Below are 23977 nucleotides of genomic sequence, written 5' to 3' on the forward strand. Positions count from 1 at the left end.
TCACGCCAGCCCCAGCGCGAACACCGCGAACCCCGCCGCCAGCACCCCCGCCAGCGCGCGGCGGGCGTTCGCGGCGCGGGTGCCCGCCTTCCACGGGGCGTCGAAGCGGCGGGTGTACCGGGCTATCAGCACCAGCAGCCCCGCGAACACCGGCAGCCACACGATCCGGGCCAGGACCCAGCCCACCGTGTCCGGCCCGGTCGTCAGCCCCGCCACCGCCGCCGTACCCCCGTCCAGCAACGAGGCCGGTACGGCGGCGGCCAGCATCGCGCTCTGGTGCCAGCACAGGATGGTCATCGCCGACAGGTTGACCACCACGACCGGCGCCCACAGCAGCGGCCTGCGCAACGCCAGCCCCAGCCGGTCCCGCACCAGGATCGCCGCCCCGCTCTGGGCCGCCGCCAGCGCTACCACCAGCAGCGACGGCGGGTGCGAGTTGGTCCGCACCTCACCGGGCACGCCGACCATCGACGCCGGGTAGTGGAACGCCAGCAGCAGTACGGCGAAGAGCACCCCGCCCCCCACGAGCAGCAGCCGCGCACCCCGCTTCCCTATCCGCCCCTCGCCCCACGAGACACCGAGCTGATAGGCGAAGAGCCAGCCCGGCAGGATGTTCAGCACGCTCAGCCAGGACGGCATTCCCTCGGCGAAGGGCCCGTACCGCAGGAAGTCCACCACCGCGACCGACCCCAGCAGCGGCAGCGCCGCCCACCCGCCGAGCTTGCGCGTGAGGCGGATACAGAGCGGGGTGAGCGCGGTGACCACCGTGTACACCCCGACGAACCAGAGCGGCTGGATCACCAGCGTCGACCCCGTACGCAAGGTGTCGCCCGGTACGCCCAGCCAGGACAGCGCGGCCAGCAGCACCGCCCACACGGCGGTCACCCCGAGCACCGGCCGGCCGAGCCGGACCAGCCGCCCGCGCAGCCAGGCGGCCGTGGTCGAGGGGCGGCGGTGGTAGGAGAGGACCGAGGCGTACCCGCCGACCAGGAAGAAGATCCCCAGCATCTGGAGCACCCAGCTCAGCGGGGCGAAGGCCTCGAACGTCGAGAGCGGGCTCGCGTTGTGCAGGCCGTCCGCGTCGAGCCGGAACCCGCCGAGCATCCAGTGCCCGATCGGCACGGCGAGCAGCGCGAGGGCGCGCAGGCCGTCGATGGCCCGGTCCCGGTGGGCGGGGGTGGCGGCCTCGACGCGGGCAGCGAGCTGATGCGCACGCCTGCGGGTGTGTGTACGGATCCTCATCGGGCCGCACCCCCCACCGAGGTGCCCCGTGCGATCGCCGCGAACGCCCGGAGCGAGTCCGTGCCCGGGGCGAAGTAGCCGGTGTGGCCCCGGGCGTCGTCGGACGGTATGCGGCGGGCCCCGAACGTCGGGTCCGTGGGGTCGGTGCCGTGGCCGAGCCCGGCGAACCGCACGCTCGGCACGTCGTCGATCCAGTCGGTCGGGTCCTTCGCCGCCCACACCGTCGCCCGGGTCCGCAGCGCGTCCACGTCGTCGGCCCGCATCCCGGGGGAGCCGAGGACCACCAGGTCGGTGGCGGGCAGGCGGTGGGCGGCGAGCCCGCAGACGACGGAGCCGTAGCTATGGCAGAAGACGACGGGCTCGGGCAGCCCGTCGGCGGTCAGCCCCTCCGCGAACCGGGTCAGCCGCCCGGCGCCCGCCTCCGCGAGCCGCCCGGTCGCGGCGTCGACGCCGATGCCCACGGGGGTGGTGTACCCGGTCCAGGCGATGACGGCGGTGCTCGGACCGGCCTGCGCGTAAAGGGACTTGGCCATACCGGCGGGCGTCCCGTACACATCGCTCTCCCGGTCGAAGGTGCCTGCGTCGTTGTCGGAGCCGGGCACCACCACCGAGACCCGGTGCGCCGAGCGCAGGTCCCCGAAGACCTCGGCCACCTGGCCGCGCCCCCGGGGGTCGAACGCCAGGATTCGGCGGCCGGGGGCGGCGAGCGAGCGGTAGCGCGGGTCGTCGGCGGCGGCGAGGGAGTTGGCGCGGTAACGCAGCTCAAGCGGGGCGCCGTCGAGATTGCCGACGACGGACGGGTGGCGGAGGAGCAGGAGTTGCCGCTCCCTGGCGCTCAACCCGTCGAAGAAGGCAGCCACTTCGGCCGGAGCCGCGCGCTCCGGATCGGGCAGCTCCGCCCCCAGTGCCCGGTCCGCCCGCCACGACGCGGTGCCCGGCGGCGGCCCGGTCAGCGCCTGCTGCGCATCCCCCGAAACCCAGCCCGCCGTCCCCGTCACCACGCTCGTAGCCAGTGCGAACGCGACCACGGTCCTCGCGTATCGGCGCATCGTGCCCTCCCTCTCCGCTGCCGCACCGACCGGCGCGACCGGGAGGAAGGTAGGAAGAAGGTGGGTGAGGGAGCGTCACACCGGGGGGCCAACTGCGGGATGCTACTGGGGTAGGGGGTGGAGGAGACGGCTCCGTACGGAGGAGGAGAGGGCCCCTGCGCCCAGGGTCAGGCCCCGCGTCCTCCGGCCCCGCGAAGGGTCAGGCCCCCGCGTCCCCCGGCGTCACCAGCCCCGACTCGTACGCGAAGATCACCGCCTGCGCCCGGTCCCGCAGGTCCAGCTTGGCCAGCACCCGGCCGATGTGCGTCTTCACTGTCTGCTCGGCCAGGACGAGACGCCCCGCGATCTCCTGGTTCGACAGTCCCCGGGCGATCAGCTCCAGCACCTCCGTCTCGCGCGGAGTCAGCCCGTTCAGCCGCAGCGCCTGGCCGCCGCGCGTCGCCCCCGACGGCCGCTGCGCCGCGAAGTCCGCGATCAGCCGCCGGGTCACCGAGGGCGCCAGCAGTGCGTCGCCCGCCGCCACCACCCGTACCGCCGCGATCAGATCGGCGGGCGGCGCGTCCTTCAACAGGAACCCGGAGGCCCCGGCGCGGAGCGCCTCGTACACGTAGTCGTCCACGTCGAACGTGGTCAGCATCAGCACCTTCGGCCGGTGCACCACCCCGATCGGCGGGTTCAACAGCTCGCGGGCGGCGGCCAGTCCGTCCATCTCCGGCATCCGGACGTCCATCAGGACCACATCCGGATGCTGGTGGCGGCTGACCTCCACGCCCTGCCGGCCGTCCGCCGCCTCGCCCACCACGTCGATGTCGCTCTGCGCCGCCAGCAGCGCCGCGAACCCCGCCCGCACCATGGCCTGGTCGTCGACGATGATCACGCGGATGGTCACAGATCCTCCGGAGGCAAGGGGGTTGGTGGTGCGGCGGGCGTGGCGGTGGCCGGGGGCAGCGGCATCCGGGCCGCGACCCGGAACCCGCCGTCGGGCAGCGGACCGGTGTCCAGCGTGCCGCCGGTCAACCGTACGCGCTCGCGCATGCCGACCAGCCCGTGCCCGGTCCCGCTCGTCTCCAGCGGCGAACCGGGGGCGGCGGCGGGCCCGTTGACGACGAGCACGAGGAGGTGGCCGTTGTCCGGCGCGACGAGGACCCGGGTACGGGCCCCCGGCGCGTGCCGCACCACGTTGGCCAGGGCCTCCTGCACGATCCGGTACGCCGACAGGTCCACCGCCGGGGGCACCTCGCCCCGCCCCGAGCTCAGCTCGGCGCTGAGCGCCAGCTCCGCCGGCAGTCCCGCCCGCACGGTCGCCTCCACCAGCTGCTGGAGCCGGTCCAGGCCGGGCTGCGGTGCCCGGTCGCCCTCCGTCCCCTCGCTGCGCAGCACCGACAGCAGCCGTCGCATCTCGCCCAGCGACTCCCGCGCCGCAGCCGCGATCGCCGTGAACTCCTCCTCGGCCGCCTTCGGCAGCCCGCTGATCCGGTACGGGGCGGAGTCCGCCTGCACGGTGATCACCGACATGTGGTGCGCGACCACGTCGTGCAGCTCGCGCGCGATCCGGGTCCGCTCCTCCAGCAGCGTGCGCTGCGCCCGCTCGGCCTCGCTGATCGTCTCCTGCTCGGCGAGCCTGCGCTGCGCCACGCCCCGCTCCCGTACCGCCCCGCCGATCACCAGCACCACCCCGCCGAGGATGGTCAGCAGCAGGGCGCTGCCGCTGCCGCGGTCCGGTGCGATCAGGTGCAGGACGGCTCCGGCGGCGCCCGTCACCGCCCAGACGGCGATCACGGTCCGCCGGGTCTCGCGCAGCCCGAGCGCCAGCAGCAGGAAGAAGTAGGCGACGGTCGCCGGCGGTGTCCATGGCCAGACGTCGCTCGGGTCGGCAGGCTGCACCAGCAGCACCAGTGCGCCCAGGATGTCGGCGGGGAAGATGATCCACCACGCCTGGAGGGGCCGGTGGGCCAGCATCAGCAGCGGCGCCGCCTGGGCCACGCCGAGCGCCCCCGCCAGCGCGCCGGGGACGCCGTACTGCGTGGTCAGGACGGTGATGGTGACCGGGATGAAGGTCGCGGCCAGCGCGAGCACCACGACGTACGGAAGCAGCCGCTGCCACAGCTTCGGGGCGTGGGCCAGCAACGGCGTGGACGGATGGGACGCGTGGGACAGCCCGTGAGCGAGCTCGCGCAGATTGCGGCGGGCGGCGCTCAGCAGGCCGTCGGCGGGCGGCAGAGGCCCGGTCGGGGAAGTGGCCATGACCGGGTCAGCCTAGGAGGGCGAGCGCCTCGCGGGCGTCATACCGGGGGCTCGACCGCCCTCGGCCCGCCTCATACCGGGGTACGGGGTGGTGGGGCCGGTCTCCGGGACGTACGGGGTCTCACAGCTCCGCCAGCAGCTGTGCCTTCTTCGCGCTGTACTCGTCGTCCGTGACCAGTCCCGCCTGATGGAGTTCGCCGAGGTGACGTATCCGCTCGGCGATGTCCGCGGGGTCGCGCCGCCCGGCGTTCACCAGGACGGGGGCCGGGACGGCCGGCACGCTCTGGGTGCTGCGTACGGATTCCAGTACGGCGGCGGCGAAAGGCAGCGACTCGTGCACCGGCCCGTAGCCGAGGCCGAAAAGGACCGCTGCCGGGTCCTGGTCAGCCGGGGCGCGGCTCACGGTCGCCGGGGCGCCGTCCACGGCGATGCCCGCCGCCTCAAGACCAGGGCTGACGGGCCCGTGCACGTCGCCGAGGCTGCCGCCGGTGCGGTGATCCGCCGGGACGGCCGCACGGGGCACCAGACGGAGATAGCCGTCCAGGCCCTCGGGGGAGCGCCACTCGATTCCGGCCAGTTCGCTCACCCGGTACGTCTGGTCACCGGCCTTCCACTTCGCGCTGGAGGCCCCCGTCCAGAACCACCGGAAGGAGATCCGCTCCCCGTCGAAGGCGGCCCGTCCGTCGTACGCCTTGAACTGCATCGGCGCCTCGGGGGCGGCGATCAGGAAACGGTCGGCGGGTTCGTCGGACGCGGGGCCCAGACAGGACCGCAGCTCGTCCGCGTAATACTCCGCGAGCAGTTCGCGGTCCGCCGGAAGCACCAGGCGGTAGGGGTCGCACCCCTCCTTCAGCTGCCCCGCGGCAGCCTCCAGGAGCGGGTCGGCACCCGGTCTTGGCACGACACGCAGCACCACCGTGTCCCGCTTGCCCGGGGTCAGCGTCACCGACGACAGCGCAGCATGCGGGATGCGGCGCTCCCGCAGGCTCTGCAGGAGCTTCGGCGTGCGGATACCCCGTTCGAAGCGGATGAGCACGGAGTCGGCGTCGAACTCCCAGGTGGCATGAATTCCGGCCAGCACATCACCCATGTGCCTCATCGTATGCGGCACAGGCTCACACGTCCCCCCTCGGCGTAAGTCGCAATTAATCGGCTTGTCACGCGGCTCTACGCGCGTCAGCCTTCCCGATCACCGGAAATACCACTGTGGCAAGCGTCATCGGCGGTTGCGCAGCTGACCGATCCGTACGCGCCGACGCCGATCGCGGCGAAGTTGCCGAGGCTCTCGGTGCCGGGTTCGAAGTAGCCGCTGTGGCCCGCGGCCCCTGCCGCCGAGACCAGCCGGGCCCCGAAGGCCGGGGCGACCGGGTCGGCGCCGTGCCCGATGCCGCCGAACTCCAGGTGCGGCACGTCCTGGATCCAGTCGTCCCGGTCCCGCATCGCCCAGATCCGGGCGTCGGTGTCGAGCCGCGCGGCGCTGTCGGCCCGCATGCCGGGGCTTCCGGCGACCGCGATGTCGGCAACCCGGTCGGGGGCCTCGTCGGCGGCCACCCCGCACACCACGGAGCCGTAGCTGTGGCAGAACAGCGAGACCGTGGACGTGCCGGGCAACGCCCCCACCAGTGCGTTCAGCCGCAGGGCACCCTCCGTCGCGAGTACGCCGAGCGCCGCGTCCATGCCGAGACCGGCCGGGGCGGTGTAGTCGGCCCAGGCGATGACGGCGGTACGGGTCCCAGGGGCGGCCGCGCGCTCGGCCCCGTACAGGGACCTCGCCATGCCTACGGGCGCGGAGTTGACGCGGTGGCTCCGCTCCAGAGTGAGGAGGCTGGTGTCGACGCCCGGGACGACCACGGAGACCCGGGAGGCCCGGTCGAGATCGCCGAACACCTCGGCGGCAAGGCCACGCCCGGACGGGTCGAAGGCCAGGATCTGGCGGTCCTTCGCGAGCATCGACCGGAAGCGGGCCGCCCGCTGGGCCGCCTCGCTGCGGCCGCCCGCCGAGAGCGTCCCGTCGGACGTACGCCGCTTCTCGACGGCCACCGCCTGCTTCAGGGCGAGCCGGTTGGCGTGGTAGCGCAGGGTGACCGGGACACCGTTCAGGTTTCCCACGACCGTGGGGTACTTGTCGGCGAGCGACATCTGCTGCCGCGAGGTGAGCATGGCGAAGAAGTGGGCCATCCGAGAGGCGGGCGCCCCGGCCTCCGGCAGCGGACGTCCCGCTGTCCGGTCCCGCGCCCAGGAGGCGAGGGCCAGCTCACGCTCCCCGTCGGCACGGTGATCCCGTACGGCGGACCAGCCCGTCGTCGCCAGCATCACGAACACGACCGCCACCGCGAGCAGCGCGCGCCATGCGGCCAAGGTGGGGGAGGAGTCGAGAGAAGTCACTGCGCCACACCCTAGGAGACGTGGACGGGTGACCGTGATCCAGGTGGGGTACATCACCCTGCCGCCAAGGATTCGACCGAACTTCTTCACAGCCGGCTACGGCACGCCCCCTGTTCTGCCGTCTGCCGTCTGCCGTCTACCCGCGGCCGGTGGTCACTCCGCCTGTCGCCAGTCCCCCGCCAGTGCCGGGACGAGCTGGTCCAGATACTCCTCCGTGAGGTCGCGCAGCGCCTCCACGCTCGAATCGTGGCCCCGACCCCACAGCTGGCCGGTCACCCGCATCACCCCGGAGAACGCCGCGACGGCCACCCGCGGCCGGGGGTCCCTGGTCACATCGAGCCCCTCGCGCTCCGCGATCAGCTGGGCGATCTGGTTCTCCAGGGCGATCCCGCGCCGCATATGGGCGGCGAGGAGGGAGGGGGTCGATTCGATCATCTGGTACGTGCGCATATGGAGGTCGACGGTGATGACCTCCTCGATCGCCTCACCGATGCTGTTCCAGGCGCAGAGCACCGCCCTGCGCATCGCCTCGAACGGGGCCTCGGCGGCAGGGCGGTCGCGCAGCTCCGCGATGAAGCGGGACTCGACCATCTCCTGTACCGCGAACGTGGTGTCCTCCTTGCTCGCGAAGTAGCGGAAGAAGGTGCGCTGGGAGACGTCGACCGCCTCGACGATCTCGTCGACGGTGGTCCGCTCGTACCCCTGCGTGGTGAAGAGTTCGAGGGCGGCGCGCAACAGGGCGTCACGGGTGCGCTGCTTCTTGCGCTCCCGCAGTCCGGGCCGGGTCGCGGCTCTCTGCCCGTGGGTCACGTACCAGTCCTCTTTCCGCTCGTTTGTCCAGGTCAGCTTACCTGTGAGCTACGCGGCAGCTACTGTCTCGTGAATGCGTTTGTCAACTGTCAGCGACTGTCACTAGTCTCCCCGTATGACTAGTCAGACCACCGTCGAGAAGGCGCCGCGGGAACCGGAAGACGGCCCCGTACCCGCCACGGCCAAGGGGCTTCGCGGCCACCCCTGGCTGACCCTGTTCGCCGTAGCCATCGGCGTGATGATGGTCGCGCTCGACGGCACGATCGTCGCCATCGCGAACCCCGCGATCCAGCGGGACCTCGACGCCACGCTCGCCGACGTCCAGTGGATCACCAACGGCTATCTGCTCGCCCTGGCCGTCGCCCTGATCACCGCGGGCAAGCTCGGTGACCGCTTCGGGCACCGCCAGACCTTCCTGATCGGCATCGCGGGCTTCGCCGTCTCCTCCGCCGCCATCGGCTTCTCCACGGAGATCGGCCTGGTCGTCCTCTTCCGCGTGCTCCAGGGCCTCTTCGGCGCCCTGCTGATGCCCGCCGCGCTCGGTCTCCTGCGGGCCACCTTCCCCGCCGAGAAGCTGAACATGGCCATCGGCATCTGGGGCATGGTCATCGGGGCGTCCACCGCGGGTGGCCCCATCGTCGGCGGTCTGCTCGTCGAGCACGTCAGCTGGCAGTCGGTCTTCTTCATCAACGTGCCGGTCGGCATCGTCGCGCTCGTCTTCGGCCTGGTGATCCTCAAGGACCACCGCGCCGCCAACGCGCCGCGCTCCTTCGACATCCTGGGCATCGTGCTGCTCTCGGGCGCGATGTTCTCCCTTATCTGGGGCATCATCAAGGCCGGTGAGTCCTGGGGCTGGGGCGGCGCCTGGACCTGGTTCTTCCTCGGCCTCGCGATCGCCCTCTTCCTCGCCTTCGGCCTCTGGCAGACGCGGGTACGCGAGCCGCTCGTCCCGCTGGCGATGTTCCGCTCCGTCCCGTTGACGGCCGGCGCCATCCTCATGGTGCTGATGGCGTTCGCCTTCATGGGCGGCCTCTTCTTCGTGACGTTCTTCCTCCAGGGCGTCCACGGCCTCAGCCCGGTCGACAGCGGTCTGCACCTGCTGCCGCTGACCGCCATGATGATCGTCTCCTCGCCGGTCGCCGGTGTGCTGATCACCAAGTTCGGCCCCCGTGTGCCGCTGGTCGGCGGCATGGTCTGCACGGCCACCGCCATGTTCGGCATGACGACGCTCAGCGAGTCCACCGGCACCTTCGCCATGTCCCTCTGGTTCGCCCTGCTCGGCTGCGGGCTCGCCCCCGTCATGGTCGGCGCCACCGAGGTCATCGTCGGCAACGCGCCCCTGGAGCTCTCCGGCGTCGCCGGCGGCCTCCAGCAGGCCGCCATGCAGGTCGGCGGCGCCCTCGGCACCGCCGTCCTCGGCGCGGTCATGTCCTCCAAGGTCAGCGCGGAGTTCGCGGGCAACTGGACGGAGGCGGGCCTGCCCGGCACGCCCGACCCGAAGCTGGAGGAGGCCGCCGAGTTCGGCATGGTCCCGGTGGACGCCCTCTCCAAGGCTCCCGGCATGACGCCGGACGTCGTCGACACGATCGGCGGCGTCATCCACGACACGTTCATGTCCGGCATGGGCCTGGCCTTCACCGTCGCGGGCTGCGTCGCCGTCGTCGCGGCCTTCGTCGCCACCCTCACCAAGCGCGGCGCGAACGCCGAGGCGGGCGCCGGAGTCGGCCACATCTGACCCCGGCGCCCGGGCCCCGGCCCCGGGAAACCGTCAACACAGCGCACACCACAGCCCCGCCGAATCCTTTCGGCGGGGCTGTCGCCTATCAGGGTGGCGTGGGTCGTCCCCCTCTTCCCCGGGCCCTTCCGCGCTGGTCAGGGTGGTCAGGACAGCACCGCGCCACCGCATGGCGCGGCGCACGACCACGGGGGTTGACCCATCATGCGTACGACCACACGTACGACCACGCGCACGAACCGCACGACCGTTCTCGCCGCTGGCCTGGCCGTCACGGCATTCACCGCACTCGTCCCGCAGGCGCTCGCCCAGGACCGGGCGGCTCCGGACCGCTCGGCCGCCACCCCGGCCACGGCGCCGGACGTCCGGCTCGGCAGCTGCGAGGCGGGCCGGCTCTGCCTCTGGAAGAAGCCCGACTTCACCGGAGCCCGCCAGACGTACGAACTCTCCACCGTCGACATCGAGAGCTGCACCCCGCTGCCCGGGGGCGGCGACGCCCAGTCCCTCGCCAACCGCACCGGGCGGCCCGTCACCACCTACCAGTCCGCCGAATGCCAGGAGGCGGCGGAGTTCGAGACGTACCCGGGCGGCGGGATCTGGCTGCCCCGCTCCCCGTACCAGGTACGGGCGTTCAAGATCTGGGAGAACTAGAGGCTCCCGGATGTGCCGAGGGGCGGCGACGCGCTCGCGTCACCGCCCCTCGGACCCGTACAGCAGCTCTACGGCTACGCGTCGCCGCCCGCCGCGCCCGGATCGGCCGCGGCCACGTCCAGGAGGTCGTAGCGGTCCAGCGCCGTCTTCAGGGCCGACCGGTCGATCTTCCCCTCCTTCGCGAGCTCCGTGAGCACCGCGAGGACGATCGACTGCGCGTCGATGTGGAAGAACCGGCGCGCCGCACCACGGGTGTCGGCGAAGCCGAAGCCGTCCGCGCCCAGCGACTGGTACGCACCGGGCACCCAGCGCGCGATCTGGTCCGGCACCGAACGCATCCAGTCCGAGACCGCCACGAACGGGCCCTCGGCCCCTTCGAGCTTCTTCGTCACGTACGGGACGCGCTGCTCCTCCTCCGGGTGGAGCAGGTTGTACCGCTCCACGTCCACGGCCTCGCGCCGCAGCTCGTTCCAGGAGGTGGCCGACCAGACGTCCGCCTTGACGTTCCACTCCTCGGCGAGGATCTTCTGCGCCTCGACGGCCCACGGGACCGCCACACCGGACGCCAGGATCTGCGCCGGGATCTCGCCCGTCTCGCCCTGCTTGAAGCGGTAGACACCCTTGAGGATGCCGTCCACGTCGACGTCTCCGGGCTCGGCCGGGTGCTGGATCGGCTCGTTGTAGACGGTGAGGTAGTAGAAGACGTCCTCGTTGGCCTCGCCGTACATCCGGCGCAGCCCGTCCTGCATGATGTGCGCGATCTCGTACCCGAAGGCCGGGTCGTAGGCGACACAGCCCGGATTGGTCGAGGCGAGCAGCTGCGAGTGGCCGTCCGCGTGCTGGAGGCCCTCACCGGTCAGCGTCGTACGCCCGGCGGTCGCACCCAGTACGAAACCGCGCGAGAGCTGGTCGGCCATCTGCCAGAACTGGTCACCGGTGCGCTGGAACCCGAACATCGAGTAGAAGACGTACACCGGGATCAGCGGCTCGCCGTGCGTCGCGTACGCCGAACCGGCGGCGATCAGCGAGGCCGTACAGCCCGCCTCGGAGATGCCGTCGTGCAGCATCTGGCCCGTCGGCGACTCCTTGTACGCGAGCAGCAGATCGCGGTCGACCGCCTCGTACTGCTGGCCCAGCGGGTTGTAGATCTTCGCACTCGGGAAGAACGCGTCCATGCCGAACGTGCGGTACTCATCGGGTGCGATCAGCACGAACCGCTTGCCGATCTCCTTGTCCCGCATGAGGTCCTTCAGGATGCGGACGAACGCCATGGTGGTGGCGATCGACTGCGTACCCGAACCCTTCTTCGCAGCCGCGTACGTCTTGTCCTCGGGCTGCGGCAGGGGCTTCGCACGCACCACCCGGGTCGGCACGTAGCCGCCCAGACTGTTGCGGCGGTCGTGCATGTACTGGATCTCCTCCGAGTCGCGGCCCGGGTGGTAGTAGGGCGGGTAGCCCTCGTCCAGCTGCTTGTCGGTGATCGGGATGTGCAGCCGGTCGCGGAACCGCTTGAGGTCCTCGACCGTGAGCTTCTTCATCTGGTGGGTCGCGTTGCGGCCCTCGAAGTTCGGCCCCAGCGTCCAGCCCTTGACCGTCTGCGCGAGGATCACGGTCGGCTGGCCCTTGTGCGCCTTGGCCGCCGCGTAGGCCGCGTAGACCTTCTTGTGGTCGTGCCCGCCGCGGCCCAGGTGCAGGATCTGCTGGTCGGTCATGTCCTTGACCATGTCGCGCAGCCGCGGGTCGTCACCGAAGAAGTGCTCGCGGATGTACGAGCCGGTCTCGGTGGCGTACGTCTGGAACTGCCCGTCCGGCGTGGTGTTCAGCTTGTTGACCAGGATGCCCGTGCGGTCCTGCGCCAGCAGCGGGTCCCAGGAGCGGTCCCAGACCAGCTTGATGACGTTCCAGCCGGCGCCCCGGAACTGCGACTCCAGCTCCTGGATGATCTTGCCGTTGCCGCGCACCGGGCCATCGAGCCGCTGAAGGTTGCAGTTGACGACGAAGGTCAGGTTGTCCAGGTTCTCGCGGGCGGCGATGGAGAGCTGGCCCAGCGACTCGGGCTCGTCCATCTCGCCGTCGCCCAGATAGGCCCAGACGTGCGACCTGGAGGTGTCGGCGATGCCGCGCGCCTCCATGTAGCGGTTCATCCGCGCCTGGTAGATCGCGCCGAGCGGGCCGAGGCCCATCGAGACGGTCGGGAACTCCCAGAAGTCCGGCATCAGCCGCGGGTGCGGGTAGCTGGAGAGACCGTTCGGCGCCTTCGACTTCTCCTGGCGGAAAGCGTCGAGCTGGGCCTCGCTCAGCCGGTCGAGCAGGAACGCGCGGGCGTAGATGCCCGGGGACGCGTGCCCCTGGAAGAAGATCTGGTCGCCGCCGTCGCCCTGGTCCTTGCCGCGGAAGAAGTGGTTGAAGCCCACGTCGTACAGCGAGGCGGAGGAGGCGAAGGTGGCGATGTGGCCGCCGACACCGATCCCGGGGCGCTGCGCCCGCGAGACCATCACGGCCGCGTTCCAGCGGGTCGCGTTGAGGACCTTGCGCTCGATCTCCTCGTCGCCGGGGAAGAACGGCTCGTCCTTCGTGGCGATCGTGTTCACGTAGTCCGTGCTGCGCATCTCGGGCACGGCGACACGTTTCTCCCGCGCGCGCTCGATGAGCCGGAGCATCAGGTAGCGGGCCCGCTCACGGCCTCGCTCGTCGACGGCGGCGTCGAGGGAGTCGAGCCATTCCTGGGTCTCCTCCGGATCAAAATCCGGGACCTGGCTCGGAAGGCCGCCAATGATGATCGGGTTGCGATCGGATCCGGAAGCCACACTGTTCCTTCGCTGTTCGGTGGTGCTCTGCGGGGTCTGTTACGGGGAACGTACCCCTGGGACAACTGCGTGTGCGCCGTCTCCATCGTGCTACCGCGAGGGCCCGAACGTCATCTCTACCGTGGGGTAACCCCGAGGTTCCGAATTTTCTCCGGCGGGGCACGAGTATGAGCAGTACGCGGCGGGGTACGGGCAAACCGCAACCTTACGCCCAAGCCGTCCAAGCGTTTCCAAAGGCTGTTCGACTCCGATTGGCGGAGCGAAACGGCATAAGCTGAGGAAGGACGTAAACGGATGGGGTGACCTTGCGGAGCCCCGGAGGGACAGGCCCAGGCCCCGGAGAGACATGCCGGAGCCTGCGGTGACGTGGCAGGGAACGTCACCGTTTAGGCGGTCTCGCACACCGGGTACTTGCGCGATTCGCCGGGCCCGTGTGGACTACGGCCTACGCCCCGCGCACGCGCGTGGCTGCAGCATTTTCCGAAGACATGATCAGGAGGCAACCCGTGAGCGCGACCGCGGACCACGCGGAGGAGCGGACCAACCCGGCAGCACGCCTGGGGTTCGAGCCCGGACAAGTGGTCCAGGAGATCGGCTACGACGACGACGTCGAGCTGGAGCTCCGTGAGGGCATTGAGGCCACTACCGGCCAGGAACTCGTCGACGAGGAGTACGACGACGTCGCAGACGTCGTCCTGCTCTGGTTCCGCGACGAGGACGGCGACCTTACGGACGCGCTGGTGGATGCCATTGGTCTGCTCGAGGACGGCGGTACGGTCTGGCTGGTGACGCCGAAGACCGGCCGTGACGGATACGTCGAACCGAGCGACATCAATGAGGCTGCCCAGACGGCCGGTCTCGCCCAGACCAAGAGCATCAGCGCGGGCAAGGACTGGACGGGCAGCCGTCTGGTCACCCCCAAGGGGGCCAAGGCCAAGCGCTGAACCACTCGCTACACCACCCGGGGCCCCCGACGGCGCTGAGCCGCCGTCGGGGGCCTTCGTAGGTGCTCCTGCAGCCCGTGCGTAGGGTGGGAGTCACCCGGACGGCCGTTACACGTGTGAACGGACACGACGGCCACGTACGAACGGAAGCCGGGACGTGAGAAGCGACGGAAGGGCTATGTTTCCCATGGCGATCGAGGTCGGCACCGAGGCCCCGGATTTCGAACTCAAGGACAACCACGGCCGGACCGTGCGGCTGGCGGACTTCCGGGGCGAGAAGAACGTGGTGCTGCTCTTCTACCCGTTCGCCTTCACCGGCGTCTGCACGGGTGAGCTGTGCGCGCTCCGCGACGAGCTGCCCCGCTTCGAGAACGACGACACCCAGCTGCTCGCGGTCTCCAACGACTCCATCCACACCCTGCGCGTCTTCGCCGAGCAGGAGGGCCTCGAATACCCGCTGCTCTCCGACTTCTGGCCACACGGTGAGACCTCGCGGGCGTACGGCGTCCTCGACGAGGACAAGGGCTGCGCGGTGCGCGGCACCTTCATCATCGACAAGGCGGGCACCGTCCGCTGGAGTGTCGTCAACGGCCTGCCGGACGCGCGTGACCTGAAGGACTACATCAAGGCGCTCGAAGCGCTCTGAGGCGATCTCCTGGTGGCGCCCGGCCAAAAGCCTGTTTTCGCCGGGAACCGGTCACTAGGATCCAATCGTTGATCCGATGCCAACGAACGACGGGGACGCTGGTGTCTGCCGGCCCCTGAGAAAACTACTGGAGGACTCGTGGGAGTCAGCCTCAGCAAGGGCGGCAACGTCTCGCTGACCAAGGCCGCGCCCAACCTGACCGCGGTCATCGTCGGTCTGGGCTGGGACGCCCGCACCACCACCGGCGGCGACTTCGACCTCGACGCCAGCGCGCTGCTGGCGAACGCCGAGGGCAAGGTCGCGGCGGACGGCAATTTCGTCTTCTTCAACAACCTGAAGAGCCCCGACGGCTCCGTCGAGCACACCGGTGACAACCTCACCGGTGAGGGCGAGGGCGACGACGAAGTCATCAAGGTGAACCTCGCCGGCGTCCCGGCCGACGTCGACAAGATCGTCTTCCCGGTCTCGATCTACGAGGCCGAGAGCCGTCAGCAGAGCTTCGGCCAGGTGCGCAACGCGTACATCCGCGTGGTGAACCAGGCCGACAACAGCGAGCTCGCCCGCTACGACCTGAGCGAGGACGCCTCGACGGAGACCGCGATGGTCTTCGGCGAGCTCTACCGCAACGGTGCCGAGTGGAAGTTCCGCGCCATCGGCCAGGGCTACGCGTCGGGCCTGCGCGGCATCGCGCAGGACTTCGGCGTCAACGTCTGAGGACACCGTCCGAGGACGCACGGGCCCAGCAGGACCGGGCGCGCGCAGCGCTCACGCACCACCCGTCCGGCGCCGCATCCTGTGCGGCGCCGGACGCGCTCAGGGTGTGTCCGGCGGATCCATGGCCGGGTCCACCCTGACCGGGCGGCCTTCGGCGCCCGACCGCGGGCGTGGAGAGCGCCCGCCAGCGTTTCCACGACTCGGGGAGGACACACATGGGCGTCACACTCGCCAAGGGAGGCAATGTCTCCCTCTCCAAGGTCGCACCCAACCTCACGCAGGTGCTGGTCGGGCTCGGCTGGGACGCACGCTCCACCACCGGAGCCGATTTCGACCTCGACGCCAGCGCGCTGCTGTGCCAGTCGGGCCGGGTGCTCGGTGACGAGTGGTTCGTCTTCTACAACAACCTCACCAGCCCCGACGGCTCCGTCGAGCACACCGGTGACAACCTGACGGGTGAGGGCGACGGCGACGACGAGTCGGTCATCGTGCGGCTCGACCAGGTCCCCGCGCACTGTGACAAGATCGTCTTTCCGGTCTCCATCCACGACGCCGACAACCGGGGCCAGGCGTTCGGGCAGGTCAGCAACGCCTTCATCCGCGTGGTGAACCAGGCCGACGGCCAGGAGCTGGCGCGCTACGACCTCAGTGAGGACGCCTCCACCGAGACCGCGATGATCTTCGGTGAGCTCTACCGCTACCAGGGCGAGTGGAAATTCCGTGCCGTCGGTCAGGGGTACGCGTCGGGGCTGCGGGGCATCGCTCTAGACTTCGGCGTCAACGTTTCGTAACGCCGCGCACGGCGCGGGGGAGCCCCGTACGTACCGGGGGAGACCCTTACATAGACACGATGGGGTAGCAGTGGTTCTGAAAACCTTCGGCTGGTCGTTCGCGGTTACCGCGCTCGGCCTGGTCGCAGCCTTCTTCTACGGGGGGTGGCAAGCCTTCGGCATCGTCGCGATCCTGACGATCCTGGAGATCTCGCTGTCCTTCGACAACGCGGTGATCAACGCCGGAATCCTGAAGAAGATGAATGCCTTCTGGCAGAAGATCTTCCTCACCATCGGCATCCTGATCGCCGTCTTCGGTATGCGGCTGGTCTTCCCCGTCGTGATCGTGGCCGTGAGTGCCCAGCTCGGGCCGATCGAGGCCATCGACCTTTCCTTCAACGACCCCGAGCGCTACAAGGAACTGGTGACGGACGCCCATCCGTCGATCGCCGCCTTCGGTGGCATGTTCCTGTTGATGATCTTCCTCGACTTCATCTTCGAGGATCGTGACATCCAGTGGCTGCGCTGGATCGAGCGCCCGCTCGCCAAGCTCGGCAAGGTCGACATGCTGTCGGTCTGCGTCGCGCTGATCGTGCTGATGATCACCGCCATGACCTTCGCGACCCAGGCCCACCAGCACGGTGGCGGGCATGTGGACAAGGCGTCGACCGTCATGCTCTCGGGCATCGCGGGTCTGATCACCTACCTCGTCGTCGGCGGGCTCTCCGGATTCTTCGAGGGCAAGCTCGAAGAGGAGGAGGAGCGCGAGCACGAGGCCGAGGAGCAGGCCAGGAAGAAGGGCAAGCCCGTCACCGGGGTCGCCCTCGCCGGAAAGGCCGCGTTCTTCCTCTTCCTCTACCTGGAAGTCCTGGACGCCTCCTTCTCGTTCGACGGCGTCATCGGCGCCTTCGCCATCACCAACGAGATCGTGCTGATGGCCCTCGGCCTCGGCATCGGTGCCATGTACGTCCGTTCGCTCACCGTCTACCTGGTCCGCCAGGGCACGCTGGACGACTACGTCTACCTGGAGCACGGCGCGCACTACGCGATCGGCGCGCTCTCCGTCATCCTGCTGGTCACCATCCGGTACGAGATCAACGAGATCATCACCGGCCTGATCGGTGTCGTCCTCATCGGTCTCTCCTTCTGGTCCTCGCTCCGCCGCAACCGGGCCATCGCCGCGGCGGGCGGAGGTGACGGGGAGACCGGAGGAAGTCCGGACTCCAAGGCCGAAGTCCACTCCGGGGTGTGACCCGGTAGGGATTGAGGAACGCTCTCTGCGGGGCGGCCCACACGGCGACGGCTCTCCGGGATTCTCCCGGACCCGGCCCGGTGGCCGCCCCGCAGCGGTGTGCGGGGCCCGCGGCAGCGGGCGACAGGGGCGGGAACAGGTCGGGAGACAGGTGGGGGTTGGGATGGGGTTCTTCGACGGCCTGTGGCCGGCGCGCGCGGCACAGTTCGACTCGGGCAACGGCACATCGAGCGCCATCGTGCTGTCGAAACGCAATGCCACGGTCTCGCTCAGCAAACAGGGCGCCCTCTCGGGCAACCTGAGGGTCAACCTGTCCTGGCGGATGCGCACATCGGACATCGAGGGCCGCTCGCGCCAGAGCGGACGGCTGCGGCGCCCCCTCAAGCTCTTCCAGCCCGAGGTGGTCCAGGCGCACACCCAGGGCGTCGTCAACGTCGACCTGGACCTCGGCTGCATGTACGAACTGGCGGACGGCACCAAGGGGGTCGTGCAGCCGCTGGGCAACCTCATCGGCGATCTGAGCAGCCCGCCCTACATCCGGCTCAGCGGCGACGACCGCTTCGGCGCCCCCTCCGGGGAGACGGTCTACGTCAACCTCGACCAGCGCGACCAGTTCAAGCGGCTGCTGTTCTTCGTCTACATCTACGACCGGACGCCCGCGTTCGACCGTACGCACGCCAAGATCACGCTCTACCCGGGCAACGGCCCCCGGATCGAGATCGAACTGGACGAGCGCGCCCCGCAGGCCCGCTCCTGCGCGGTGTTCACCGTGGAGAACGTCAAGGACGAGCTGATCGTGCGGCGCGAAGTGAAGTTCGTGTACGGATTCCAGTCCGAGCTGGACCGGCTCTACGGCTACGGCATGCAGTGGGGGCGGGGCTACAAGTCACGGACCTGAGTGGTCCGAGGCCATACCCGGCGTGCTCCGCGCTCGTACCGCGGTGCTGCGGGCTCAGGACCGGATGAACTGCGGCCCTTGCGGAGGCAGGACGAAATGCGGGTCCGGCGCGTGGGCGGCGGCCGCCGCCGGCTGCGGGTAGCCGTACGCGGGCGGCGCACCGGCCGCCTGCGGGTAGCCGTACGCCGGCTGGGCGTTCGCGGCGGGCTGCGGCGCGGGCACCGGGGGTGCGGTCGGGGGCGCGACGGGCTGCGGGTAGCCGTAGGCGGGCTGCCGGTGCAGGACCGTGGCCTGGGAGTCGGGGTCCGGCGCGGAAGCCGCGTGCGTGGCGGCGGGATCGGAGGCGGCGTGGGCGGGCGCGTGGGCAGCGGGTGGCTGAGCGGGGCCCGGGGCGGCTCCGGACGGCTCCTCCGCACCGTCACCGGCCTCCGAATCGTCGACCGAGATCCCGAAGGCGGTGGCAAGACCGATCAGCCCGGTGGGATAGCCCTGGCCGACCGCCCGGAACTTCCACCCCTCGCCGCGCCGGTAGAGCTCCCCGCAGATGATCGCGGTCTCCTCCCCGGTCTCCGGCCGCACATCGAAGACGGCCAGCGGGTCCCCGTCGGCGAACGCCGCGTCGAAGAGGAGTATCCGCAGGTCGGGCACCTGCTGGAAGGCGTCGCCGTCGGTGGAGGCGGCGATGACCACCTGGTCCACCGACGCGTCCAGCGCGCCGAGGTCCGCCTCGATGGTGTCCGTGAGCCCCTCGGCGACACTGCGCTTCGGCAGCCGCCGGACCAGCCCGGAGGGGTGGCGCGGCTGGTTGTAGAAGACGAAGTCCTCGTCGGACCGCACACGGCCGGAGGTCCCGAGCAACAGGGCGGAGGCGTCCACGTCGGGAACACCGGTCCCCGGGGTCCAGCGCAGCACGGCCCGCACGGCCACGGCGTCGACCGGGACGTTCGAGCCCTTCAGCATCGTGTGCGTCATGGGCGTCATCCTGCCTGCTGGCGGCACGTGCGGACAACGCGGGGCGGCAGAGTCCCTGGCCTGTCGTGTCGGTGCCAGGCCGGAGAGGGGGAAGAGGGAGGGAGAAGGAGGGCCGAACGGTACCGCGAGAAGAGACGGGGTGAAGGGCGGGTAACCGGAAATTCATGTACATCGGGAACTGTTGACACGCGTCCGTACGTACTATTACCGGCCATACGTTGTCCGGCCGGTCAGGCAGTTCGAGGGAAACTCATGCGTCACTTCGGGTATATATCGCCCGCTGCCCGCGAGGGCCTGTTCTTCCAGGAGCCGTGTGAGTTCAGCGCGGCCTCGCCCGCGAGCCTGCTCTCCGTCGCCCTGGGCGCCACGCTCTACTCCCCCGCCACCCGGCCCACGCTGGCCGACGACGTGATCAAGCAGGCCGGGCGTGGCGTCGTCTCCATGGTGCTGTGCCTGGAGGATTCGATCGACGACGCCGAGGTGGTCGACGCCGAGGCCAACCTGGTCAGGCAGTTCGCGGAGCTGGCGGAGCGGGACGCCACAGGCGCCGGACTGCCGCTCCTCTTCGTCCGGGTCCGCGAACCGGGCCAGATCGCCGACCTCGTCGACCGGCTCGGCGCCTCCGTCCGGATGTTGTCCGGTTTTGTACTTCCTAAATTCACCGAAGAGCGGGGAACGCTCTTCCTGGAGGCCCTGGCGGAAGCCGAAGCGGCCTGCGGGCAACGGCTGTTCGCCATGCCGGTCCTCGAATCGCCCGAGCTGCTCCACCTGGAAACGCGCGGTGAGGTCCTCCAGGGAATCGCGCGCTCCGTCGACAAGTACCGGGACCGGGTGCTCGCCCTGCGGCTCGGCGTCACCGACTTCTGCTCGGCCTACGGACTGCGCCGCGCGCCCGACATGACGGCGTACGACGTCCAGATCGTCGGCTCCGTGATCGCCGACGTGGTCAATGTGCTCGGCCGGGCCGACGGCACCGGCTTCACGATCACCGGCCCGGTCTGGGAGTACTTCCGCCGCCAGGAGCGCATGTTCAAGCCCCAGCTGCGCCGCAGCCCCTTTCTGGAGGGCAGCGCGGAGGAACTGCGTACGGCACTGATCGAGCACGACCTCGACGGCCTGCTGCGGGAGATCGAGCTCGACCGGGCCAACGGCCTGCTCGGCAAGACCTGCATCCACCCGTCGCACGTGGCACCCGTCCACGCACTGTCCGTGGTCAGCCATGAGGAGTTCACCGACGCGCAGGACATCCTGCGGCCCGAGCGCGGAGGCGGCGGGGTGCTGCGCTCGGCGTATACGAACAAGATGAACGAAGTGAAGCCCCACCGGGCCTGGGCCGAGCGCACGCTCCGGCGGGCCGAGGTCTTCGGGGTGGCGAGCCAGGACGTCGGCTTCGTGGACCTGCTGGCCGCCGGCCTGACGAAGTGAGCGCGCGTCGATGAGCGGGCGAGGTGAGCGCGTGTCGATGAGCGAGCGCGTGAGGAGAGAAGAGGCCGTGGACGTGGTGTGGTCGGGCGACTGGGTGGCCGAGCGGCTGGGAGTGGCCCTGGAGGGCGACGGGGAGCTCCGGGAGCTGCTGGGCCTCGCCCTGCGGCGCAACCCCAAGCGGGCCCACCTGCTCGTCTCCAACGTGCTGGGCAAGCATGTGCCCCAGAGGCCCTCCGTCGTGTACGGGGCGGGGTACGGGCTCGGCGAGCGCGTACGGGCGCTCCTCGGCACCGAGGACGCCCGCCGCGCCGTCGTCCTCGGGTACGCGGAAACGGCCACCGGCCTCGGCCACGCCGTCGCGGACGGTCTGCGGGACGCCCCGTACCTGCACTCCACCCGGCGGCCCGTCGCGGGCGTCGCGCAGGCGGGGGGCTTCGAGGAGGCCCACTCGCACGCCACCTCGCACCTGCTGCTGCCGGAGGACCCGGAGCTGCTGGCGGGGGGAGCGGAGGCGTCCCCCCTGGTGCTGGTCGACGACGAGTTCTCCACCGGCAACACCGTGCTCAACACGATCCGCGCCCTGCACGAGTCGCACCCGCGCGAGCGGTACGTCATCGTCGCGCTGGTCGACATGCGCTCGGCGGGGGACCGCGACCGGCTGACCGCCTTCGCCGCCGAGATCAGCGCCCGCGTCGACCTGGTGACCCGCTCCACTGGCACGGTCACGCTCCCCGAAGGCGTACTGGAACGGGGCCAGGCCCTGGTCGCGGCCCAGGAGGCAGAGCAGGCAGAGCAGGCAGGGCAGGCGGGGCAGGCGGGGCAGGCGGAGAAGGCTGCCGCAGCCCTCGCCCCCGTCACCCGGGTCGACCTGGAGTGGCCGACGGGCGTCCCCGACGGCGGCCGGCACGGCTTCACCCCGGCCCACCGGGTGACGCTCGAAGCGGCACTCCCGGGTATGGCGGAGCGGATCGCGGGTGCCCTGGGCAGTAACGTCCGCCGCGTGCTCGTCCTCGGCTTCGAGGAGCTGATGTACGCGCCGCTGCGCCTGGGCACCGCCCTGGAAGCGGCGCTGGGGGAGGACGGCGCCGAGGTCCGCTACTCCACCACCACCCGCTCGCCCGTCCTCGCCGTCGACGACCCCGGCTACGCGATACGCACCCGCCTCGTCTTCCCGGCCCACGACGACCCGGCGGACGGGCCCGGCGACCGGTACGCGTACAACGTGGCGAAAGCGGGCTTCGACGCGGTGGTCGCCGTCGTCGACTCCACCGCCGACACCCCCGAACTGCACGCCCCCGACGGCCTGCTGACCCGCTTGGCGGCCCACACCGGCCAGGTCCTCCTCGCGGTCGTCCCCTCGTACGCCCCCCTACCTGTCCAGGAGCCCGCCGTGCTGCCCGAGCCCCTCCGAGGCCCCGACTTCTCCAGTTACACGCCCGAGGACGTCGGCTGGCTGCTTCAGGACCTCTCGCACACCGAGTTGGAGGCGCCCACCGAGGAGCGCGAGGAGGCGATCCAGAGCGGCGGCGCGCACTACGCGGAGTCGCTGCCCGTCGAGTACCAGCCGAGCGCCGAGTACCAGGCTCTGTTCACGGCCGCCCTGGACGCCTCCGCCGCGCGCATCGCCCGTGCGGTGGGCACCGTCACCGAGACGGTCCTCGCCGAACGCGGACCGCGCCCGGTCCTCGTCTCGCTCGCCCGCGCCGGAACGCCTGTCGGGGTGCTGATGCGCCACTGGGCCCGCCATCGGCACGGCCTGGACCTGCCGCACTACGCCATCTCCATCGTCCGGGGGCGGGGCATCGACGCCACCGCCCTGCGCTGGCTCGCCGCCCACCACGGCCCGGCCGATGTGGTGTTCGTCGACGGCTGGACGGGGAAGGGTGCGATCACCCGCGAACTGGCTGCGGCGATCGAGGAGTTCGAGGCGTCGGGCGGACCGGGCGGCTCCGCGGGCCCGGCCGGCTTCAACCCGGAGATCGCGGTGCTCGCCGACCCGGGCGGCTGCGTCCGTACGTACGGCACCCGCGAGGACTTCCTGATCCCCTCGGCCTGCCTCAACTCCACGGTCTCCGGACTCATCTCCCGTACGGTGCTCCGCGCCGACCTGGTCGGCCCCGACGACTTCCACGGCGCGAAGTTCTACCGCGAGCTGGCGGAATCCGACGTCTCCGGCGACTTCCTGGCGGCGGTGAACGCGCGCTTCGACGAGGTGGCGGACCAGGTCGACGCCGAGACCAAGGAGCTGCTCGCCGCCGACCGGGCCCCGACCTGGGAGGGCTGGGCGGCCGTCGAGCGGATCAGCGAGGAGTACGGCATCCACGACGTCAACCTGGTCAAGCCGGGCGTCGGCGAGACCACCCGGGTCCTGCTCCGCCGGGTCCCCTGGAAGATCCTCGCGAAGCGCGGGGCGGGCGCGGACCTCCAGCACATCCGCCTGCTGGCCGAGCAGCGCGGCGTCCCGGTCGAGGAGGTCGACGACCTTCCGTACAGCTGTGTCGGTCTGATCCACCCCCGGTTCACGCGCGGTGCGACGGGCGCGGACGGCAAGGCGGTGCAGGGCGCATGACCGCTGTGAACGGCTCCGCCACCCTGGTGGCGAGCGACCTCGACCGCACGCTCATCTACTCGGCGGCCGCACTCGACCTGGCGATGCCGGACGCGGAGGCCCCCCGACTCCTCTGCGTCGAGGTGTACGGCCACAAGCCCCTCTCGTACATGACGGAGACGGCCGCCGCCCTTCTCGCCGAGGTGGCCGGCTCCACGGTCTTCGTGCCCACCACCACCCGGACCCGCGAGCAGTACCACCGCATCCATCTCCCCGGCCCCGCCCCGCAGTACGCGATCTGCGCCAACGGCGGGCACATCCTGGTCGACGGGGTCTCCGACCGGGACTGGCAGGCGCAGGTGGAGGCCCGCATCGCCGACGCGTGCGCCCCCCTCACCGAGATCCGCGCCCACCTCGCCACCACCGCCGACCCGGCCTGGCTCCTCAAGGAGCGGGTGGCCGAGAACCTCTTCGCCTATCTGGTCGTCGAGCGCTCCCTGCTCCCCGAGGAGTGGGTGAAGGAGCTGGCGGTCTGGGCACAGGAGCGCGGCTGGACCGTCTCCCTCCAGGGGCGCAAGATCTACGCGGTCCCCGTGCCGCTCACCAAGAGCGCCGCCATGAACGAGGTCGTCCGCCGCTCCGGCGCCACCCGCACCCTCGCCGCCGGGGACTCCCTCCTCGACGCCGACCTGCTGCTCGCCGCCGACCTCGGCTGGCGCCCCGGCCACGGCGAACTGGCCGACAACGACTGGCGCGCCCCGCACGTCGTGGCGCTGGAGGAACGGGGAGGGGCCGCGGGGGAGGAGATCCTGCGCCGGTTCCTGGCGGCTTCGGCCGTGTGAGTCCGGTTGCGTGGGTTCGGCTGCGCGAAGGCGCGGGTCAGGG

At 70.8% G+C, this 23977-nt stretch carries 20 protein-coding genes; 11 read left to right on the plus strand and 9 right to left on the minus strand.

What is annotated here, in order from left to right:
• The 7 genes from AMK21_RS03050 to AMK21_RS03080 form a co-directional block, all read right to left on the minus strand.
• The gene (locus AMK21_RS03050; RefSeq protein ID WP_073873853.1) at positions 1-1242 is read right to left on the minus strand and encodes an acyltransferase family protein; all 1242 of its coding nucleotides are present in this window, start codon (positions 1240-1242) and stop codon (positions 1-3) included.
• Entirely contained in the window at positions 1239-2291 is a 1053-nt protein-coding gene (locus AMK21_RS03055; protein WP_073873855.1) for an alpha/beta hydrolase, read from the minus strand. The genes AMK21_RS03050 and AMK21_RS03055 overlap by 4 nt, the downstream gene beginning before the upstream one ends.
• A gap of 199 nt (positions 2292-2490) precedes the next feature.
• Complete coding sequence (locus AMK21_RS03060) at positions 2491-3180, minus strand: response regulator (protein WP_018511697.1); 690 nt, start codon at positions 3178-3180, stop codon at positions 2491-2493.
• A complete protein-coding gene (locus AMK21_RS03065) occupies positions 3177-4535 on the minus strand; it encodes a sensor histidine kinase (RefSeq protein WP_073873857.1) in 1359 nt (452 codons plus the stop codon). Before AMK21_RS03065 ends, AMK21_RS03060 begins: the two co-directional genes overlap by 4 nt.
• A 121-nt stretch (positions 4536-4656) precedes the next feature.
• Positions 4657-5625, minus strand: a complete 969-nt coding sequence (locus tag AMK21_RS03070) for a DUF4429 domain-containing protein (RefSeq protein ID WP_073873859.1) — start codon at positions 5623-5625, stop codon at positions 4657-4659.
• 86 nt (positions 5626-5711) lie between these two features.
• On the minus strand, positions 5712-6920 hold the full coding sequence (locus AMK21_RS03075; RefSeq protein ID WP_073873861.1) for an alpha/beta hydrolase: 1209 nt from the start codon (positions 6918-6920) through the stop codon (positions 5712-5714).
• A 153-nt stretch (positions 6921-7073) separates the two neighbouring features.
• Positions 7074-7730, minus strand: coding sequence for a TetR family transcriptional regulator (locus tag AMK21_RS03080; RefSeq protein WP_073873863.1), 657 nt, complete (start codon positions 7728-7730; stop codon positions 7074-7076).
• Between the two features lie 115 nt (positions 7731-7845).
• On the opposite strand from AMK21_RS03080, the gene AMK21_RS03085 reads away from it, so the two are divergent.
• Both AMK21_RS03085 and AMK21_RS03090 read left to right on the plus strand, forming a co-directional pair.
• Entirely contained in the window at positions 7846-9465 is a 1620-nt protein-coding gene (locus AMK21_RS03085; protein ID WP_073873865.1) for an MFS transporter, read from the plus strand.
• 204 nt (positions 9466-9669) lie between these two features.
• On the plus strand, positions 9670-10116 hold the full coding sequence (locus AMK21_RS03090) for a peptidase inhibitor family I36 protein (RefSeq protein ID WP_073873867.1): 447 nt from the start codon (positions 9670-9672) through the stop codon (positions 10114-10116).
• 74 nt (positions 10117-10190) lie between these two features.
• Here AMK21_RS03090 and aceE read toward each other — a convergent pair whose 3' ends face one another.
• Positions 10191-12923: a pyruvate dehydrogenase (acetyl-transferring), homodimeric type gene (gene aceE, locus AMK21_RS03095; protein ID WP_073873869.1), complete on the minus strand. Its 2733-nt coding sequence runs from the start codon at positions 12921-12923 to the stop codon at positions 10191-10193.
• Positions 12924-13429: 506 nt separating this feature from the next.
• Here aceE and AMK21_RS03100 point away from each other — a divergent pair.
• From AMK21_RS03100 to AMK21_RS03125, 6 genes are all read left to right on the plus strand, one after another.
• Positions 13430-13867: a DUF3052 domain-containing protein gene (locus tag AMK21_RS03100; RefSeq protein ID WP_073873871.1), complete on the plus strand. Its 438-nt coding sequence runs from the start codon at positions 13430-13432 to the stop codon at positions 13865-13867.
• 187 nt (positions 13868-14054) lie between these two features.
• A complete protein-coding gene (locus AMK21_RS03105) occupies positions 14055-14513 on the plus strand; it encodes a peroxiredoxin (protein WP_073873873.1) in 459 nt (152 codons plus the stop codon).
• A 138-nt stretch (positions 14514-14651) separates the two neighbouring features.
• Positions 14652-15227 (plus strand): TerD family protein, encoded by a 576-nt coding sequence (locus tag AMK21_RS03110; protein WP_018511706.1) that lies wholly within the window; start codon positions 14652-14654, stop codon positions 15225-15227.
• Positions 15228-15442: 215 nt separating this feature from the next.
• Complete coding sequence (locus AMK21_RS03115; RefSeq protein WP_015608280.1) at positions 15443-16018, plus strand: TerD family protein; 576 nt, start codon at positions 15443-15445, stop codon at positions 16016-16018.
• A gap of 70 nt (positions 16019-16088) precedes the next feature.
• Positions 16089-17249: a DUF475 domain-containing protein gene (locus AMK21_RS03120; protein WP_073873875.1), complete on the plus strand. Its 1161-nt coding sequence runs from the start codon at positions 16089-16091 to the stop codon at positions 17247-17249.
• A 163-nt stretch (positions 17250-17412) separates the two neighbouring features.
• The gene (locus tag AMK21_RS03125) at positions 17413-18147 is read left to right on the plus strand and encodes a TerD family protein (protein ID WP_073873877.1); all 735 of its coding nucleotides are present in this window, start codon (positions 17413-17415) and stop codon (positions 18145-18147) included.
• Positions 18148-18201: 54 nt separating this feature from the next.
• On the opposite strand, the gene AMK21_RS03130 is transcribed toward AMK21_RS03125, so the two are convergent.
• Positions 18202-19128 (minus strand): TerD family protein, encoded by a 927-nt coding sequence (locus tag AMK21_RS03130; protein WP_073873879.1) that lies wholly within the window; start codon positions 19126-19128, stop codon positions 18202-18204.
• A gap of 243 nt (positions 19129-19371) precedes the next feature.
• On the opposite strand from AMK21_RS03130, the gene AMK21_RS03135 reads away from it, so the two are divergent.
• From AMK21_RS03135 to AMK21_RS03145, 3 genes are read left to right on the plus strand one after another with little or no spacing between them, the layout of a single operon-like run.
• A complete protein-coding gene (locus tag AMK21_RS03135; protein WP_073873881.1) occupies positions 19372-20544 on the plus strand; it encodes an HpcH/HpaI aldolase/citrate lyase family protein in 1173 nt (390 codons plus the stop codon).
• 37 nt (positions 20545-20581) lie between these two features.
• Complete coding sequence (locus AMK21_RS03140; RefSeq protein ID WP_073874250.1) at positions 20582-23113, plus strand: phosphoribosyltransferase; 2532 nt, start codon at positions 20582-20584, stop codon at positions 23111-23113.
• Positions 23110-23934: an HAD family hydrolase gene (locus AMK21_RS03145; RefSeq protein ID WP_073873883.1), complete on the plus strand. Its 825-nt coding sequence runs from the start codon at positions 23110-23112 to the stop codon at positions 23932-23934. Before AMK21_RS03140 ends, AMK21_RS03145 begins: the two co-directional genes overlap by 4 nt.
• Positions 23935-23977 lie beyond the last annotated feature (43 nt).

Origin of the sequence: Streptomyces sp. CB00316 (genome assembly GCF_001905595.1) — a bacterium.
Taxonomy (GTDB): domain Bacteria; phylum Actinomycetota; class Actinomycetes; order Streptomycetales; family Streptomycetaceae; genus Streptomyces.